This window comes from Rhodococcus sp. OAS809, from assembly GCF_040546695.1.
In the GTDB taxonomy this organism is placed as follows: domain Bacteria; phylum Actinomycetota; class Actinomycetes; order Mycobacteriales; family Mycobacteriaceae; genus Rhodococcus_F; species Rhodococcus_F qingshengii.
This window is the reverse complement of record NZ_JBEPOI010000002.1, coordinates 5,705,373-5,722,014: the sequence shown is the minus strand read 5'-3', so window position 1 is coordinate 5,722,014 and position 16,642 is coordinate 5,705,373. Positions and strand designations below refer to the sequence as shown.

The window sequence follows — 16,642 nt, the reverse complement described above, 5'->3', positions numbered from 1 at the left end:
TCGGTGAGGCGATATGCTTCGACCATGGTCGAAGCTTCGGGTCACAGTCCGGCACGTACGTTCGGCGAGTTGCTCGACCGCCTGGGCGATTCCAATGCCGACATACCGACACTCCACCGCCTGCTCGAGGCGGTCCTGGTGGTCGGCTCCGGCCTGGACCTCGACCTGACGCTTCAACGGATCATCACCTCTGCGACAACGGTTCTGGATTGCCGCTACGGCGCCCTGGGGGTCGCGGCGCCGGGGGGCGGGCTCTCGGAATTCGTGTACGAGGGAATCTCCGGGTCCCAACGCGCGACCATGGGACATTTCCCCGAAGGTCATGGCGTGCTGGGTGTTCTGATGAATCACCCGCAGACTTTGCGTGTGGCCCATCTCGGCGACCATCCCGAATCGGTGGGATTCCCCGCAAATCATCCACCGATGGAGAGCTTCCTCGGAGCGCCGATCATGATGCGGGGAAAGGTGTTCGGAAGCATCTACCTGACCGAGAAACGGGGACAGGCCGAGTTCACCCAAGAAGACGAGGTCATTCTCGAAGCCCTCGCCATCGCAGCCGGTATCGCTGTGGAAAACGCCCGACTGTTCGAGCAGTCACGAACTCGTGAAAGATGGCTCACCGCAACATCTGCCATCCGCTCGCGGTTGCTGGCCGGTGACTCGCTCGAGGACGGCCTGCAACTTCTTGCCAGTCGCGTTCGGGACCTGACCGGCGTCGACGACGTGATCGTGGTGATCTGCGAGAACGGCTACGCACAGGTTCACGCCGCGGCCAGCGCCCGGACCACGTCACGTGGAGTCAGAATCCCGGCGACCACTTATCCGTTCGACGTGGTGCGGAGCACTCGAAAGCTACAGGTACTCACCACTTTAGGCGCACTCACCGAACTGGTGCCGTCGGCTGGGAGTGCGGTCGTGGCACCGATGTGCGTCGCCTCGGGTGTAGTCGGCGCGGTCATCGTGGCGTCGAATTCCACCAACACACACTGGGATCACGACGAACTGACCCGGATCGAGTCGATGGCCGAACTCGGCTCCGTTGCAATCGAGTTCGACGAGAAACAAAAGGCGCAACGCCTGTTGTCCGTTCTCGCCGACCGCGACCGCATCGCACGAGACCTGCACGACAACGTCATCCAGCGACTGTTCGCGAGCGGAATGAGCCTGCAGAGCACGCTTCCGGACGAGACCCTCCCGGAGTCGGCGCGCGCGATTGTCAAACGATCTCTCGAACAGCTCGACAAGACAGTCCGCGAGATTCGGACAACCATCTTCGATCTGCAGACTCCGACGGCCACCGATTCGTCGAGCCTGCGCCGACGCCTCCTCGATGTCATCGGCGACGCCACCGCACAGTCCGCTGTGACCCCGAGCGTCCAATTCTCCGGCGCCATCGACACTCTGGTGAATCCCGGGATCCACCAGCACGCCGAAGCCGTGCTGCGTGAGGGGTTGAGCAACGTCCTTCGGCATGCACACGCACGCCACATCACCATCGCTGTCACCGCGGACGTCGAATTTGCGATCACGATCGAGGACGACGGCGTCGGACTCCCCTCCGACTTCCACAAGAGTGGACTGCACAATCTGGAGCGCCGCGCCGAACATTGCGGCGGTACGTGCACGATCGTCAATCACGATCCGAGCGGTGCACGCCTGCTCTGGCGAGTACCGCTCGGTCGCACCAACTCGAATCGACCGAAATCCGGTCGTTAGATCCTAGCGACTGCCGCTACGGATTTCGGTCGCCAGCACCGCAGCCTGAGTACGACGCTGCATGCCCAGCTTCGAGAGCAGACGCGTCACGTAGTTCTTGACCGTCTTCTCCGCGAGGAACAATCGCGCGCCGATCTCCCGGTTGGTGAGCCCTTCTCCGATGAGGTCGAAGACTGCTCGCTCCTGATCGGAAAGTTCGGCCAACGGATCTGCTGTACGGTCGCTGCGGATCCGCTGCATCAGCGCCTCGGTTGCACGACTGTCGAGCAGTGAACCGCCGCGCCCGACTGTGCGGACTGCAGCGACCAAGTCGGTTCCGAGAATCTGCTTGAGGACGAATCCCGAGGCGCCCGCCATGATCGCGTCGAGCAACGCCTCGTCGTCGGCGTACGACGTGAGCATCAGGCAGCGGAGGTCGGGAAGCATCGAGCGGAGTTCTCGGCACAGTTCGACGCCGTTGCCGTCAGGCAGGCGTACGTCCAGAACAGCGACGTCGGCGTTGCTCTGCGGTACCGCAGCCAGCGCTTCCCCCACGGACGCCGCCTCGCCCACCACCACGAAGTCCTCGACCCCACCGAGTAGGTCGAACAATCCGCGTCTGACGATCTCGTGATCGTCGACCAGGAATATCCGCGTTGTCATCGAACCCCTCCAAAAGACATCTCACGTCGAACGGTACCGGAGACGGTGGACTCAGAACTCATGGAATGCATTCTCTTCACTTGTTGACGTGCCGGACGATGAGAACCGGGCAATCCGCGGTGTGCAGGAGCGCCCGACTGGTCGATCCGAGGAGCATTCCTGCGAATCCGCCGCGCCCGCGACTGCCGACGACTATCAACTGCGCCGTCTCCGCGTATTCGCTCAGGACTCGGACCGGACGGTCACGCGCGACGACTCTTTCGACGACGACGTCCGGGTAACGCTCGGTGAATCCGGCCAATTGCTCGGCGAGGACAACTTCCTCACCCGTCTGGATGCTGCTCCACAGTGGGTCGTCGGGGGTGGCGCCCAACGAGGGCTGCACACTCACGTCGCTCCACACGTTGACGGCAATCAAGGTGGCGCCCCGCGCGGAGGCCTGCTCGAAAGCGTGCTCGACTGCCTCGATGCTGCTTTCGGATCCATCGACACCGACGACGACGGGGCCCTCGGTCGGCGGTCGACCGTCGAGCGTCCGTCCTCGGACAACTGCAACCGGAGATTCGCCGTGCGAGACAACCGAGACCGTCGCAGAACCGACGACCAATCCGGTGAATTCGCCGTGCCCGCGAGGGCCGAGCGCAATGATGTACGCGCCCTTGGACAATTCGATCAGGCGATCGGAGACGCTGCCGTCGAGTAGTTCGGTGACGATCTCGAGGTCGTCGTCGATGCTTTGCCGCGCGAGGATCTGTGCGCTGTCCAGACGAGCGGTGGCAGTGCGCCGCAGTTCGTCCTTGAAGCTCTCGGCGAGGTAAGGCTCGGAGTAGTAGAAGGCTGGGATGTGCACCACCGTCGCGATGTGGAGCGGTCGACCGAGCGCCACCGCGGTCCTCGCCGCCCAGACGACAGCCGACGACGCCGATTCCGAACCGTCTACCGCTACGACGACGGGTTTGGTTGCACTCATGTTCGTCCCTCCACAATCGACCACAGAATCTCTTCGCCCTCACACTATTGCCCAATGACGGCAAAAAGGATTCATCAGCCGACGCGAGTCCCAAATCGGACATTGGGTGTTCGGGTGGACTGCGGCAACGGCCCCGCCAACATCCCTTTCGGGCGTCAACGAGGCCACCGGTGCCGGATTCGCACGCAAACCCTGGCTACTCGATCCACGTTAGGTGAAGAACCCGACCGGTCAGAAGTGAAAAAAGTCCTGTCAACAAGCGCCCAAAATCGGGTTTCGTACGCAGGAGATCCCGAACCACCTGCTCTGCTGTGCGCCTTTGTTAACCGCCGGCGGTTAATAAAGGCGCACAGCAGGGTCAGTCACAAATCTTGCGGAACTTCTCGATCAGCTGCACTCGGCCGTTGCGGTCGGCCGCCAACGGCGTGACGTTGAGCGTCGTGACACCGGCTTCGGCGAAGGCTGCGACGCGTTCCTTGACGTAGCTCTCGGGACCGATCAACGACACTGCGCGAACCAGTTCGTCCGGCACTGCTGCTGCGGCTTCGTCCTTCTTGCCCGCGAGGTAGAGATCCTGGATCTTCTCGGCGGCCTCTTCGTAGCCGTAGCGCACCGCGAGATCGTTGTAGAAGTTCTTGCCCTTGGCGCCCATGCCACCGATGTAGAGCGCAAGGCTCGGGCGTACCCAGTCGAGCATGTGGTCGACGTCGTCACCGATGGCCAGTGCCGGCGACGCGTACACCTGAAGCTCACCGAGGCTCGGATCGCGCTTGGCCTTGCCCTTGGCGATCGGCTCACCCCACACGCTTGCTGCCTTCTCCGGATGGAAGAAGATAGGTTCCCAGCCTTCGGCGATTTCCGCCGTCAGCTCGACGTTCTTGGGTCCGAGCGAAGCGATCAGGATCGGGATGCGCTCACGCACAGGATGATTGATCAGCTTGAGCGGCTTTCCGAGTCCGGTGCCCTTCTCGGCGGGGAGGGGAACCTGGTAGTACTTGCCCTGGTACTCGACCTTCTCGCGGCGCCATACCTGACGGCAGATCTCGACGACCTCACGTGTGCGTCCCAGCGGAGCGTCGTACTTGACGCCGTGGAACCCCTCGATCACCTGCGGTCCGGAAGCGCCCAGTCCCATCACGAAGCGACCGTTGGAGACGAAGTCCAGGCCCGCCGCCGTCATGGCGGTCAACGAAGGGGTACGGGTGTAGATCTGAAAGATTCCCGAAGCGAGTTCGATGGTCGACGTCTTGGCCGCCAGGTAACCGAGCTGGCTGACGGCGTCGAAGGAATACGCCTCCGGGACGAAGGCGATGTCGAGGCCCGCCTTCTCCAGGTCACCGACCTCTTCGACGGTTTCGGCGAACCCGCCGCTGTAGTTCAAACCCATACCGATACGCACGTTGTAACCCCAATCCTGACGATTGCTGCCGTGTGCGATGCGCACACGAGCAGTGGTACTCCCATCGAACACTTACTCACATCGAACACTACGGAACCTGAGTCCGCATTCATGTGACTACCCCGTTCATATTCGATGACCGAAATGAACGGGGTAGTGGGAGAGCCTGTCGAGGGTCAGGATTCTTCGGGGCGAACCACCATGACGGGGCACTTGGCCGAAGCGATCAGGGTGTTGCTGGTCGAGCCGAGCAACATGCCGCGGAATCCACCGCGACCACGGCTTCCGACTACGACGAGCTGCGCTTTTGCCGACCAGTCCAACAGCCGTCCGCGTGGGTTGTCGAGGTATACCTCGCGCCGGACCTTCACGTCCGGGTATTGCTCGGACCATCCGGCCAAGCTCTCGCTGAGTACCGCGTGCTCTTCCTCTTCGAGAGACTGCGGGGCAAGCGCAGCGGCCCTCGGGTCTTCGAATGCCGCACTGCCGAGGTCACTCCACACGTGCAACGCCACCAACTCGACTCCGCGGAACGACGCTTCCTCGAAAGCCGCACCGACGGCCTGGGCGCTCAATGCGCTGCCGTCGACGCCGACCACTACGGGTCCTTCCGAGGGCACCGCACCATCGCGGTCTCGGACGACGATGACCGGACACTTGCCGTGACTGGCCACACCGACCGCGGTATTGCCGAGGACTGCTGTCGCCGCCTTGCCTGACGCCGACGCTCCGACAACGACCCGCCTGGCCTGTGCCGAACTCTCGATCAGCCACTGAGTTGCGCTGCCGATGGCGATTTCGGTGTGAACTTCGAGTTTCGGATCGATCTCACGGGCGAATTGTTCCGCCTCTGCCAAGATCGCTTTTCCGGCCTCTTCGACCCATTCGTACACCCCACCCGCGTCGACGTACGGTCCGCCGAAACCGTAAGGCGCGAAGTCGAGAGCGTGGATGATGTCGAGTCGCAATTCGCGCTGGGCGGCGATTTTCGCGGCCTCGCGGAGCGCTGTGGACGCAGTGTCCGAACCCTCGACTCCGACAACAACACTGTTATGTTCGCGTGAACTCATGTGCCCACCTTCCTGAAGAAGTAACCGAGCCACTTTCACTCTAACCATCCCACTTGTCCGGCTTTTTTGGGGTCGCCCCCTCTTCATTTCGGGGACTTAGGTCCCCGAAACTGTTGACGGATAGGAGAATTAGCAGAGCAATCAGGACCAGGTGTGAACAGGATCTCCCGTCCGCATGTTCTCCACGTAACCGCGGAGCATTCCGGTGAGCGCAGTCGAGCGGTCCGCGCCCGAGGCCTCCGCGTGCGCCACTTGCTCGCGTTGCCAGGCGGCACCGGTCTGCCGATTCATGCACCGCCCTTCGATCACGCCGAGGTACCGATCGCGGGCCGCGGCGGACAATCCGAAGTCGGCCAAACCCTCGTCCGCCAACGGCAGCAGCCTTCGCAGGACCAACTCGTCGGCACCGACCCAACCGATCTCCGGCCAGTACAGGGTGGCGTCGAGTCCGTACTTGGCGCCGATGTGCAGGTTCTCTTCGGCCGCATGGAACGACATGTGCGACCACAGTGGCCGCTCCGCGTTCACCAATGCGCGAACGGTTCCGTAGTAGAAGGCCGCATTGGCCATGATGTCGACGACGGTCGGCCCGGCCGGCAGCACCCGATTCTCGATACGCAAGTGCGGCTTGCCATCCGAGCAGTCGTAGACAGGCCGATTCCAGCGATAGACCGTGCCGTTGTGCATCTGAAGCTCGCTCAACTCCGGAACCCCGCCCGCCGCGAGCACTTCCAGTGGATCGGTGTCCGAGACATCAGGGAGCAGCGCCGGGAAGTACCGTGAATTCTCCTCGAACAGGTCGAGAACCGAATGGATCCACCGCTCACCGAACCACACTCGCGGTCGCACACCTTGGTTCTTGAGCTCGAAAGTTCGGGTGTCCGTTGCCTGTTCGAAGATCGGAATGCGTGATTCGTGCCAAAGCGCCTTCCCTGCCAGGAAAGGGGAATTGGCCGCAAGCGCCACCTGTACTCCGGCCAGACACTGCGCGGCATTCCAGTGCGCTGCGAATTCTTCCGGCGCGACGCGCAGGTGCAACTGCATGGACGTACAAGCCGCCTCCGGCACCACCGAATTGGTGTCGGCCCGAAGGATTTCCACGTCGCCACCGGGTAGCGCGACACCTTCGACGTCGAGTTCGATGTCCTCTCCTCGCGCGGCAAAAATTTGCTCGTTGAGCAATTCGTAGCGCGGGTTGGCGGTGATCCACTCACGATCGAGATGCTCGAGCTGCAGTGTCGGCAGCATCCCGATCATCACCATCTCGGCGTCGTGCGCGTGGATTCGCGCGTCTGCGACGTCGAGGGACGCCCGCAGTTTCTTCTCCAATTCGAAAGTCGCATCACCGGTGAGTGGGCCGGGCTCGACGTTCATCTCGACGTTGAATTGTCCGAGCTCGGTTTGGAAAACCGCAGAGTCGTCGATGGATTCGAGCACTTCACGGTTGGACATCGCGGGCGTCATGTCGCCGGTCACGAGGTTGAACTCGATCTCCATGCCCAACAGCGGAGCGGGCTTGTCGACGGCGTCTCGGAAGTCACCACCGTCGAGCATCTGCTTCATGGCGTCGACGCACGAGCGCACCTTCTTACGAAAGAGCCTACGGTCGGCTCTGGTGAATTCTCGCGCCGTGACCTCTGCACCCATTGCGCATTCCCCCCTTCGACGATCAACGTCACTGAAGGCTATCCGTCCGGTGTCACCGACAAACGAGAACTGCGGTGGCACCGGGAAGAATTTCCCGACGCCACCGCAGTTCTCCGAAAGTTTCTTCTACGAGTTGTCGACCCAGGTGACAGCTACGCCGCGAGCCTGCAGCCACGCTGCGGGATCGACCTTTGCGCCGTTCTCGGCAACCTCGAAGTGCAGGTGCGGGCCGGTGGACTGGCCACGGTTACCCACGGTGGCGATCTGCTGGCCGGCGTTGACGCGCTGGCCGACGTTGACCTGGTAGTCGTTGACGTGGCCGTACGTGGTGACCGTGCCGTCGTCGTGCTGGACGCGGACCCAGAGGCCGAAACCTGACGCCGGGCCGGCGTCGATGACCTGGCCGTCGGCTGCAGCCAGAATCGGCGTACCGATCGGAGCCGCGATGTCGAGGCCGCCGTGGTGTGCTCCCCAGCGCGAACCGAAGGTTGAGGTAAGCGTTCCGGACACCGGCTGCACGGTACGAGCTGAGGTGCCGGGGTTGATCCCAGCGAGGAACTGCTGTGCCTGCGTGTTGAGGTCGGCAGCAAAATCGGGAAGCTCGGGGATGTCGAGAGCCGGAAGTGCCGCCAATTCAGCCGGAACGACAACGCCCTCGGGGAGCAGACCCTGCGGGATTTCGATGCCGGCGATGGTCTGTGTTGCCGGCGCCGCAGCAGCGGTTCCTGCGCCCATCTGGCCTGCACCGACGAGGAGTGCACCGGTAGCCGCAGCTACGACACCTGCCTTGACACCGGCACCAGGGCCAGCCGACGGGGTGCGGTGGCGGCCGCTTGCTGCCTCGGGATCGATCTCGAAGACAACATCGTCATTGCCCGTGCGGTGGTGGTTTCCCACAGTGTGTACTCCGTCAGTCGTCGGCGTGCAGCGTCCTTCTGATGAAGCCCGCTCCTCTGTCTGCCGAAGAATGTAACAGTTTGATCAAGGCGGCCGCCACCGTTACCCGATCTTGACCAAAACTATTTGTCGCCGTTCTGTCGGCTGGCGTCCAGTTCTGACTTGAATGCGTCGTATCGTGCCCGGTGAGCGGGTCGACGCCGGATGATCGCCCACGCGATGCCCAGAACCACGAACCAGATCGGCGTGACGAGAAGTGCCTGCAGGGTGTCGTCCTTGGTTGTCAGTGCCCAGAGAATGAAGACGAAGAACGCGAGCACGACCCAGCACATCACGATGCCGCCGGGCATCTTGAACTTCGACGCCTCGTGCAGGTGCGGACGACGCTTCCGGTACACCATGTAGCTCGCCAGGATGATCGTCCACACGAACATGAACAGCAGCGCCGAAATGGTCGTGACGACGGTGAAGGCCTCGATCACGGAATCGCCCGAGAACAGCAGGATCAACGAAGCCAGCAGGAAGATGCACGAGAACATCAGGGCGTTCGCGGGGACCTTGCGTGAGTTCAGCTTGCCGAGGGCCCTCGGTGCGTCGCCTTCCTGCGCAAGGCCGAACACCATGCGCGAGGTGGAGTAGATACCCGAGTTGGCCGAAGATGCAGCGGAGGTCAGCACGACGAAGTTGATGACAGAAGCAGCGATGCCGAGGCCGGCGAGTGTGAACATGGCGACGAACGGACTCTTGTCTGCGCTGATTTCACGCCACGGAGTCACCGCGATGATCACGGTCAGTGCAACGACGTAGAACAGCAGGACACGAATGGGGATGGAGTTGATGGCCTTCGGCAGGTTCTTCTCCGGGTCCTTCGCCTCGGCTGCCGTCGTACCGACGAGCTCGATACCCACGAAGGCGAACACGGCGATCTGGAAGCCGGCGACGAAGCCCATGAATCCGGTCGGGAACATCCCGCCGTCGTTCCAGAGGTTGTCGATACCGGAGGTGGCACCGTTCGGCGCCGTGAACCCGGAGACGACCATGACGATGCCGACGACGATCAGGCTGACGATGGCGATGATCTTGATCAGCGCGAACCAGAACTCGGTTTCACCGAAGGCGCGAACGGTCGGGAGATTGAGGAGCAGCAGCGCCGCGATCGTCAGCAAAGCAGGAATCCACGCCGCGAGCCCTGGCCACCAGTACTTGAAGTACCCGGAAATCGCGATGACGTCCGCGATGCCGGTGACGATCCAGCAGAACCAGTAGGTCCAGCCGGTGAAGAATCCCGCCCAGGGGCCCAGCAGATCCGCGGCGAAGTCGGAGAACGACTTGTACGCCATGTTCGAGAGCAGCAGCTCCCCCATAGCCCGCATGACGAAGAAGAGCATGAATCCGATGATCATGTACACGAAGATCACGGAGGGCCCGGCGAGCGAGATCGTCTTGCCCGATCCCATGAACAGTCCGGTGCCGATGGCACCACCGATGGCGATCAGCTGGATATGCCGGTTGGACAGCTGACGTGAGAGGTGGGGGTCTTCGCCGGACGGCTTCGTCAGGTCTGGTGTATTCGCGTGGTCGGACACGGAGGATCCCCCTCGTCATACGGTTCATCCGGGGCATCGAAATCGTGCCCGTCGGGGGAACCTCGGAAAATGTGCTCTCTCAAAGTACGCGTGCACTGGCTCACATCACGCATCGGAAAGCGGACGCCGATAACCTGTCGAGGTGAACACTGACAGCACGGCCCATCAAGACGGACATATCGCCGCGACGCTGTTCGATTTCTCCGGAACCCTCTTCCGTTTGGAGGAGAGCGACGATTGGACCGAGCACCTCGTCGATCACCAAGGCGATCCGCTCGACGTGCACGCTCAAGCCGAGCTGATGCGTCGGATGACCGCGCCGGTGGGCAGAACCGTGGAGATGGACGAAGCGGGGATCTACGCGTGGGAGAACCGCGACCGGGATCCGAAGTTGCATCGTCAGGCTTACCTCGACGTGTTGAGTAAGTCCGGGGTGCCCGATCCGGTTCGGGCCGAAGCTTTCTACGCCCTGCTGGTCGATCCGGATCAGTGGTCGCCGTACCCGGATACCGGCGAGGTCCTGAAGTCACTGTCGGAGAAGGGCATACGCACTGCCGTCTTGAGCAACATCGCCTTCGACATCCGTCCGGCGTTCGCCGACCGCGGCTGGGACGTCTGGGTCGACGAGTTCGTTCTCTCGTTCGAGGTAGGTGCAGTCAAGCCCGAACCGGCGATCTTCGAGTACGCCCTCGCACAACTCGATGTGGATGCGGCGCAGGCTCTGATGGTCGGTGACAGCGACATCGCCGACGGCGCTGCCCGAGACGTCGGTTGCCAGTTCGCACTCGTCGATCCCCTGCCGACGACCGAACGCCCGCACGCGCTACTCGACGCAGTGCGGAAGTTCGGGCTTCTGTAGGGAGCGCTCAGACACCTTCGGTGAGTTCGCGCAACGACGCGTAGCGCTCGCGCACGTGGGGAGCTGGTTCGGCGTCGAATCGTCGCTCTTCCGGTTTCGGCCACACCGGCGGCTGCGTGTCCCCGGACAGTGCCCATGCTGCTTGCCTGCATGCCCCTTCGGCGACGTACTCACCCGGAGCAGGGATCACGACCGGCACTCCGAGAATTGCCGGCGCGATCTCACAGAGAGCGCGCGACTTCGCTCCGCCTCCCACGAGGAGAACTCGCTTCACCTCGACGCCTTGACGAACCAGGTCGTCGACGCCGTCGGCCAAGCCGCACAGGAGCCCTTCGATTGCGGCTCGTGCAAAGTGCGCAGGCGTCGAGTTCTGCAGCCGGAATCCGTGCATGGCCCCCGTGGCGTCAGGGCGGTTGGGCGTCCGTTCACCCTCGAAGTACGGAATCATGACCAGCCCGTCGTTTCCGAGGGGCGCCGTCGACGCCAACCGCGACAGTTCGGCGTGATCGACACCGAGAATGGACGCCGTCGCATCAAGAATGCGCGCGCCGTTGAGAGTGCACACCAGCGGCAAGTGCAGGCCGGTTGCGTCCGCGAATCCTGCCACGTTCCCGCCGGGATCGTGGGTGGGGGTGGCCGATACAGCCGAGACGACGCCGGATGTTCCGATCGAGATGATCACGTCACCGGGAACTGCTCCCAAACCCAGTGCGGCTGCGGCATTGTCACCGGTGCCAGGCCCGACAATACCTCCGGAACGTGTACTTCCGATCTTTTCGTTCGGCGATGCAACTCGGGGAACATGCGGGGTTCGACCGCGAAATGCCAACGCCAGCAAATCTTTACGATATTCGCGCGTCGAGGCAGCATAATAGCCGGTTCCACTGGCGTCGCCCGCGTCGGTAACAAGCTCCTCGATCGAGCCGGACCCACCCAACTTCCAGGACAACCAGTCATGCGGAAGACACACCGCGGCAGTGCGATCGGCATTGCCGGGTTCGTGATCTGCCAGCCATCGAAGCTTGCTTGCCGTGACCGCGGCGACCGGAACTACACCAACTGCGTCGGCCCACGCCTTGGGTCCGCCGAACTCTTCGACCAGATCGGTCGCAGCCTTCGCCGACCGAGTGTCGTTCCACAGCAACGCCGGTCTGACAACCTCGCCGCCACTGTCCAGACACACCATGCCGTGCTGTTGAGCTCCGACCGATACGGCTGCGACGTCGCCGAGCCCACCCGCCGCGGCGATTGCACTGTCCATCGCCTCGAGCCAGCATGCCGGATCTATCTCGGTACCGACGGGGTGCGCCGCCCGCCCTTCTCGTACCAGCTCTCCCGAATCGGCATCACGGACAATGACTTTGCACGACTGGGTAGACGAATCGATACCGGCTACGAGGGTCACACTGGCGTCCTTTCCGAAGGACCGTCAGCTCGCGTTGGCGACCGCGGGCATCCGGTTGCTGCGCTTACGCAGCGATCGCACATATTCTGCGCGCTCGGTCTCCGTCATTCCACCCCAGATGCCGTACGGCTCGTGGACGGAGAGTGCGTGTTCGCGGCACTGCTGGAGTACAGGGCACGTCGCGCAGACCTTCTTGGCGTTGCGTTCACGGTTCTCGCGGGCGTGTCCACGCTCGCCGTCCGGATGGAAGTACACCGCGGAATCGTGCCCGCGGCACGCTCCCTGCAGCTGCCAGTCCCACACTTCGGCGGTCGGGTACGGCATCGGAAGGTGCTTGTGCATGATGGCGACCTCAATTCCTTACTCGGGTGACACGGATTCGGGTGACTCTGGGCTGACGCCGGGTCGGACTTATCGACGCCTGGCCGATTGGCCGAGTCGATGTGCACAGACCGTTGCGAGTTCGCCGGTGACCGGCGGAGTCAGCGCTACGACGCCGTCGTCGAGAATTGCCTGCAGCCTGCGGAAATACTCGTCCGGGGCGAGGCCGAAGGTTACGAAGATCTCTTCGTCAGGTCCACCGTCGAACTGCTGCCACTTACGTGCGAACTCGACGATCTCTTGTGTATCGGTGCGGCTCATCAGGTTCTCCCCTGTTTGTGCGCCCTGCTTCACAGAAACTGCGACTCGTCTCCTCGGACGCCCGTGGCAGTGAGTCAAGACACAGACTATGCCTACTTCTGCTTTTTCACAAGACCTACTTATGTCTTTTTGTGAACAAAGTATGCCAACTTTCGCACGCTGAAGTTACCGACGAGGAATGCTTGAATAGGACAATGACCCGACCGTCCACGACTCCGGCTACTGCGGGAGAGGTATTCACGCTGATACGCAGCGGTTCCGCAACCACGCGCAGCGAGATCGGGAAGCTCACCGGCCTGTCCAGGACGGCGGTATCGGCCAGGGTTGCAGCACTTCAATCGCTTGGTTTGATTGCCGATGACGACGAGGGCCCGTCGACAGGCGGTCGGCCGCCGTCCACTCTCACGTTCGCGAACTCGTCCGGCGTGGTTCTCGTCGTGGCAATCGGTCGATCGCGGGCACAACTTGCCGTCACCGACCTGGCGGGCACGATCCTCGCGGCAGAAGACATCGACAAGTCGGTCGGGGTCGGCCCCGACGAACTGATGCCCGAAATTGCCGAGCATCTTTCGTCACTACTGGCCCAGGTCCACCGCGCGTCTACCGAGGTCATCGGAATCGGACTGAGCATTCCCGGAACGGTCGACGTCGCCGCGGGAGCAAGCCTCGACTCTCCGATGATGGCGGGGTGGGACGGAGTCGCGCTTGCCCCCTATCTGGCATCGGTGACCACGGCTCCGCTGTTCGCGGACAACGATGCCAACGTGATGGCTCTGGCCGAATTGAGCGAGCGACGCGAGAGTGCGCCCAACCTCCTGATGATCAAGGCGTCAACCGGCCTCGGCGCAGGAATCGTCATGGGCGGAGTCCTCCAACGCGGTTCACTCGGAGCGTCCGGCGAGATCGGGCATACCAAAACCGCTGCAGCGCGGGGCATGAAGTGTCGCTGCGGCGACGTCGGCTGCGTCGAAACTGTCGCCAGCGGTTGGGCTCTCGTGCACGCCCTCCGAGATCAGGGCCGAAGCGTCGGTCACGTGCGTGATGTCGTCCGCCTCGCCCTGGACGGCGACAGCGAAGCCCGCCGGCTCATCAGAAGCAGCGGCCGACTGATCGGCGACGTCATTTCCGGCGCGGTCAATCTCCTCAATCCCGAGGTCCTGATCATCGGCGGCGACATGGCCGAGGCGGACGAACTCTTCCTCGCCGGGCTTCGGGAGTCCGTCTACGGCAACGCAACGGCGCTTGCCACCCGAAAGCTTCAGATCGCTTCGGTCAGCCACGGCGCACAATCCGGCATCCTCGGTTGTGCGGTTCTCGTCCTCGACCATCTGCTCAGCGCCAGGGAAATCGATCTGCGGATCGCGGCGTCACTCCACACGTGAGTCGCTGACTTCTCGCACGCTCCGCATCAAACAATCAGACTTTTCCGGCATCGCTTGTGTTGACGCTCACACTTCTGCATAATTCATTACCTACCGATCATTCGGTTGTCGATATCGACGATGAGATCGCGCAGGAACGCTCCGAGTCAGCCAAAAGCATGCACCGAGCACACCGGCAACGTCGCAGATCGAACAGCGTTTCTCCCCTGTTCCGACTTCGCAGTTTCACCGTGTCGGTGAACCACGTGACTGGCAGAAAGTAGCTCGATGACCACAACCAGAACTGGCACCAAGCCCGCCGCGAAGGAATACGACCGCGCCGCGATGGCGTCGATGGTCGGCACCACCGTCGAGTGGTACGACTTCTTCATCTACGCCCAAGCTGCAGCCCTGATCTTTGCCGACCTGTTCTTCAAGCCGATGGGCTCGGCAGGCCAGATCGTCTCCTACGTCACGGTCGGCATCAGCTTTGTCTTCCGTCCTCTCGGTGCCATCGTGGCCGGCTATCTCGGCGACAGGCTCGGCCGCAAACGTGTCCTGGTCGCGACGTTGGCGATGATGGGTGCCGCGACGGTTCTCATCGGCGTGCTGCCGACGTATGCATCGATCGGAATCTGGGCACCGATCCTGTTGATCCTGCTTCGCGTCGTCCAAGGATTCTCGACGGGCGGCGAATGGGGCGGGGCCGCTCTTCTTGCCGTCGAACACGCACCCACCAAGCGTCGAGGATTCTTCGGAGCGTTCGTACAGATGGGAGTACCGCTCGGAATGTTGCTCGCCACCGGCGTTTTGGCACTGTGCACGTTCACCCTCACGGACGAACAGTTCACCACCCTGGGGATGGCGAGTGCCGTTCCTGCTCAGCGTCGTGTTGATCGGCGTCGGCTTCTACATTCGAAGCAAGGTCAGCGAGTCACCCGTATTCGCCGAACTCAAGGAACGCCGCACCGAGAGCAACACGCCTATCCGAACTCTGTTCAAGAAACACCCGAAGCAGGTCGTACTCGCGGCGCTGTCCTTCATCGGCACAAACGGCAACGGCTACATGGTGATCGGCGGATTCATCGTCGCGTACGCAACCAAGACCTATGGCCTGGGTAAGACCGAACTACTGATTGCCACGCTCGCAAGTGCCGTCACGTGGGGCGTTTTCACCATGATCGGCGCCTACTGGTCGGATCGACGCGGCCGCACCACGGTGATGAACGTGGGCAACCTCGCAATGGTCCTCTTCGCGGTGCCGTTCTTCCTCCTCATCGACACCGGGAATCTCGGCTGGATCTACGTGGCGATGATCCTGTTCTCGGTCGGACTCGGGCTGTCGTACGGACCTCAACCCGCGTTGTTCGCCGAACTGTTCCCGGCTTCGATCCGTTACAGCGGTGCGTCGATCTCCTACGCGGTAGGCACCATCTTCGGCGGCGCCTTTGCTCCCACCGTCGCACAGTGGCTCCTCGGCAAGACCGGTGGCACCCTTGCCATCTCGATATACCTCGCCCTGCTGGCCGCGGTCTCGTTCGTCGCCACGATGCTCATCAAGGATCGATCAGGACGAGACCTGATGGTGTAATCGACCTGAATGTGGACGCCCAACGGCGTCGCGATGCCGGAGTTTGTCAGCCGAACTTTCGAAAGGCGAACTCCGGCAACTTCTTCGCAGCATTCGCTGTGCGCACGATCTTGTGGTTCTTGCCTCGCATCAGCGCCAGTTGGATCCGCGATTCGATCCAGAACGCGCCGCGAGGCGAGCGGTTCCAGGTCTTGTGCAGCAACGTCTTCGTCGCTGCGACGGCGTCCGGCGAGCGAACCGCGATCTGCGACAGCAGTTCCTGCGCCGGCTTGATCGGATTGTCGCTGACTCCGCTCACGAACCCCCACTCGAGAGCCTGATTTCCGTCGAACAGTTCAGCAGTCATGGCGAGGCGTTTCACGACGTCCATTGCCGCGAGTTCGCGCATCGTGACCGTTCCGGTCATGTCGGGGATCAATCCCCACTTCGCCTCCATCACCGAGAACGTGCAATCGGGGGTGGTGAATCGAAAGTCTGCGGCGAGCGCCAATTGCAGTCCCCCACCGAAGCAGTGCCCGTGAACGACCGCGATGACCGGCACGGGCAATTCGCGCCACACCCAGCACGCGCGTTGAAAGAGGTTGGTCTTCTGACCGGGAAATTTCGCGAAGGCCTTCGCCATGCGCCTCGGTTGCTTACCCGCAGAGGCGAAGTCCAACCCGGCCGAGAACGCGTCACCCGCGCCTTGAAGAATCACGCCCCGGATCGAACGATCAGCTTCGATAGTTCGAGCGGCGTCCACCAGGGCGTCGAGCATGTCCAGATCGAGACCGTTGAGTTTCTCCGGTCGGCTGAGCGTCACGTACGCCACCGACTGCACTACCTCGACACGAACGCGATCACTCACGGCTACTCCT

The 16,642-nt window shown here is 62.4% G+C and carries 14 protein-coding genes and 1 pseudogene; 4 read left to right on the top strand and 11 right to left on the bottom strand.

Annotated features, from left to right (window positions below; genetic code table 11):
- The first annotated feature begins 24 nt into the window (after positions 1 to 24).
- Complete coding sequence (locus ABIE52_RS29880) at positions 25 to 1,716, top strand: sensor histidine kinase (RefSeq protein ID WP_042921348.1); 1,692 nt, start codon at positions 25 to 27, stop codon at positions 1,714 to 1,716.
- A gap of 3 nt (positions 1,717 to 1,719) precedes the next feature.
- Here the strand turns inward: ABIE52_RS29880 and ABIE52_RS29875 are convergent, their stop codons facing one another.
- The 7 genes from ABIE52_RS29875 to cycA form a co-directional block, all read right to left on the bottom strand.
- Positions 1,720 to 2,358, bottom strand: coding sequence for a response regulator (locus tag ABIE52_RS29875; RefSeq protein ID WP_003946380.1), 639 nt, complete (start codon positions 2,356 to 2,358; stop codon positions 1,720 to 1,722).
- Positions 2,359 to 2,434: 76 nt separating this feature from the next.
- Entirely contained in the window at positions 2,435 to 3,328 is an 894-nt protein-coding gene (locus ABIE52_RS29870; RefSeq protein WP_003946389.1) for a universal stress protein, read from the bottom strand.
- A 358-nt stretch (positions 3,329 to 3,686) separates the two neighbouring features.
- Positions 3,687 to 4,727 carry an LLM class F420-dependent oxidoreductase gene (locus tag ABIE52_RS29865; protein ID WP_007727670.1) on the bottom strand — a complete coding sequence of 347 codons (1,041 nt, stop codon included), beginning with the start codon at positions 4,725 to 4,727 and terminating at the stop codon, positions 3,687 to 3,689.
- Between the two features lie 176 nt (positions 4,728 to 4,903).
- Positions 4,904 to 5,797 carry a universal stress protein gene (locus ABIE52_RS29860; protein WP_007727672.1) on the bottom strand — a complete coding sequence of 298 codons (894 nt, stop codon included), beginning with the start codon at positions 5,795 to 5,797 and terminating at the stop codon, positions 4,904 to 4,906.
- Between the two features lie 141 nt (positions 5,798 to 5,938).
- Complete coding sequence (locus ABIE52_RS29855) at positions 5,939 to 7,444, bottom strand: glutamate-cysteine ligase family protein (protein ID WP_050654664.1); 1,506 nt, start codon at positions 7,442 to 7,444, stop codon at positions 5,939 to 5,941.
- A 126-nt stretch (positions 7,445 to 7,570) separates the two neighbouring features.
- Positions 7,571 to 8,341 carry a M23 family metallopeptidase gene (locus tag ABIE52_RS29850; RefSeq protein WP_003946431.1) on the bottom strand — a complete coding sequence of 257 codons (771 nt, stop codon included), beginning with the start codon at positions 8,339 to 8,341 and terminating at the stop codon, positions 7,571 to 7,573.
- Between the two features lie 122 nt (positions 8,342 to 8,463).
- Positions 8,464 to 9,927, bottom strand: coding sequence for a D-serine/D-alanine/glycine transporter (cycA, locus tag ABIE52_RS29845; protein ID WP_003946351.1), 1,464 nt, complete (start codon positions 9,925 to 9,927; stop codon positions 8,464 to 8,466).
- 142 nt (positions 9,928 to 10,069) lie between these two features.
- Here cycA and ABIE52_RS29840 point away from each other — a divergent pair, with 142 nt between their 5' ends.
- Positions 10,070 to 10,786, top strand: coding sequence for an HAD family hydrolase (locus tag ABIE52_RS29840; RefSeq protein WP_075834066.1), 717 nt, complete (start codon positions 10,070 to 10,072; stop codon positions 10,784 to 10,786).
- A 7-nt stretch (positions 10,787 to 10,793) separates the two neighbouring features.
- On the opposite strand, the gene xylB is transcribed toward ABIE52_RS29840, so the two are convergent.
- From xylB to ABIE52_RS29825, 3 genes are all read right to left on the bottom strand, one after another.
- Positions 10,794 to 12,191 (bottom strand): xylulokinase, encoded by a 1,398-nt coding sequence (gene xylB, locus ABIE52_RS29835; protein WP_047272588.1) that lies wholly within the window; start codon positions 12,189 to 12,191, stop codon positions 10,794 to 10,796.
- A gap of 24 nt (positions 12,192 to 12,215) precedes the next feature.
- Complete coding sequence (locus ABIE52_RS29830; RefSeq protein ID WP_003946343.1) at positions 12,216 to 12,533, bottom strand: WhiB family transcriptional regulator; 318 nt, start codon at positions 12,531 to 12,533, stop codon at positions 12,216 to 12,218.
- Between the two features lie 69 nt (positions 12,534 to 12,602).
- Complete coding sequence (locus ABIE52_RS29825) at positions 12,603 to 12,833, bottom strand: DUF3263 domain-containing protein (RefSeq protein WP_020970382.1); 231 nt, start codon at positions 12,831 to 12,833, stop codon at positions 12,603 to 12,605.
- A gap of 194 nt (positions 12,834 to 13,027) precedes the next feature.
- On the opposite strand from ABIE52_RS29825, the gene ABIE52_RS29820 reads away from it, so the two are divergent.
- Positions 13,028 to 14,215, top strand: coding sequence for an ROK family transcriptional regulator (locus ABIE52_RS29820; RefSeq protein WP_003946405.1), 1,188 nt, complete (start codon positions 13,028 to 13,030; stop codon positions 14,213 to 14,215).
- A 267-nt stretch (positions 14,216 to 14,482) separates the two neighbouring features.
- Positions 14,483 to 15,785, top strand: a pseudogene (locus ABIE52_RS34050) (MFS transporter).
- 46 nt (positions 15,786 to 15,831) lie between these two features.
- Here ABIE52_RS34050 and ABIE52_RS29805 read toward each other — a convergent pair.
- The gene (locus ABIE52_RS29805) at positions 15,832 to 16,632 is read right to left on the bottom strand and encodes a crotonase/enoyl-CoA hydratase family protein (protein WP_042451070.1); all 801 of its coding nucleotides are present in this window, start codon (positions 16,630 to 16,632) and stop codon (positions 15,832 to 15,834) included.
- Positions 16,633 to 16,642 lie beyond the last annotated feature (10 nt).

Excerpts from the sequence above, each read along its gene's own strand:
- ABIE52_RS29830 (WP_003946343.1), bottom strand. The coding sequence starts at position 12,533 with ATGCACAAGCACCTTCCGATGCCGTACCCGACCGCCGAAGTGTGGGAC.
- ABIE52_RS29880 (WP_042921348.1), top strand. The coding sequence starts at position 25 with ATGGTCGAAGCTTCGGGTCACAGTCCGGCACGTACGTTCGGCGAGTTG.
- ABIE52_RS29825 (WP_020970382.1), bottom strand. The coding sequence starts at position 12,833 with ATGAGCCGCACCGATACACAAGAGATCGTCGAGTTCGCACGTAAGTGG.
- ABIE52_RS29820 (WP_003946405.1), top strand. The coding sequence starts at position 13,028 with ATGACCCGACCGTCCACGACTCCGGCTACTGCGGGAGAGGTATTCACG.
- ABIE52_RS29870 (WP_003946389.1), bottom strand. The coding sequence starts at position 3,328 with ATGAGTGCAACCAAACCCGTCGTCGTAGCGGTAGACGGTTCGGAATCG.
- ABIE52_RS29855 (WP_050654664.1), bottom strand. The coding sequence starts at position 7,444 with ATGGGTGCAGAGGTCACGGCGCGAGAATTCACCAGAGCCGACCGTAGG.
- ABIE52_RS29875 (WP_003946380.1), bottom strand. The coding sequence starts at position 2,358 with ATGACAACGCGGATATTCCTGGTCGACGATCACGAGATCGTCAGACGC.
- ABIE52_RS29860 (WP_007727672.1), bottom strand. The coding sequence starts at position 5,797 with ATGAGTTCACGCGAACATAACAGTGTTGTTGTCGGAGTCGAGGGTTCG.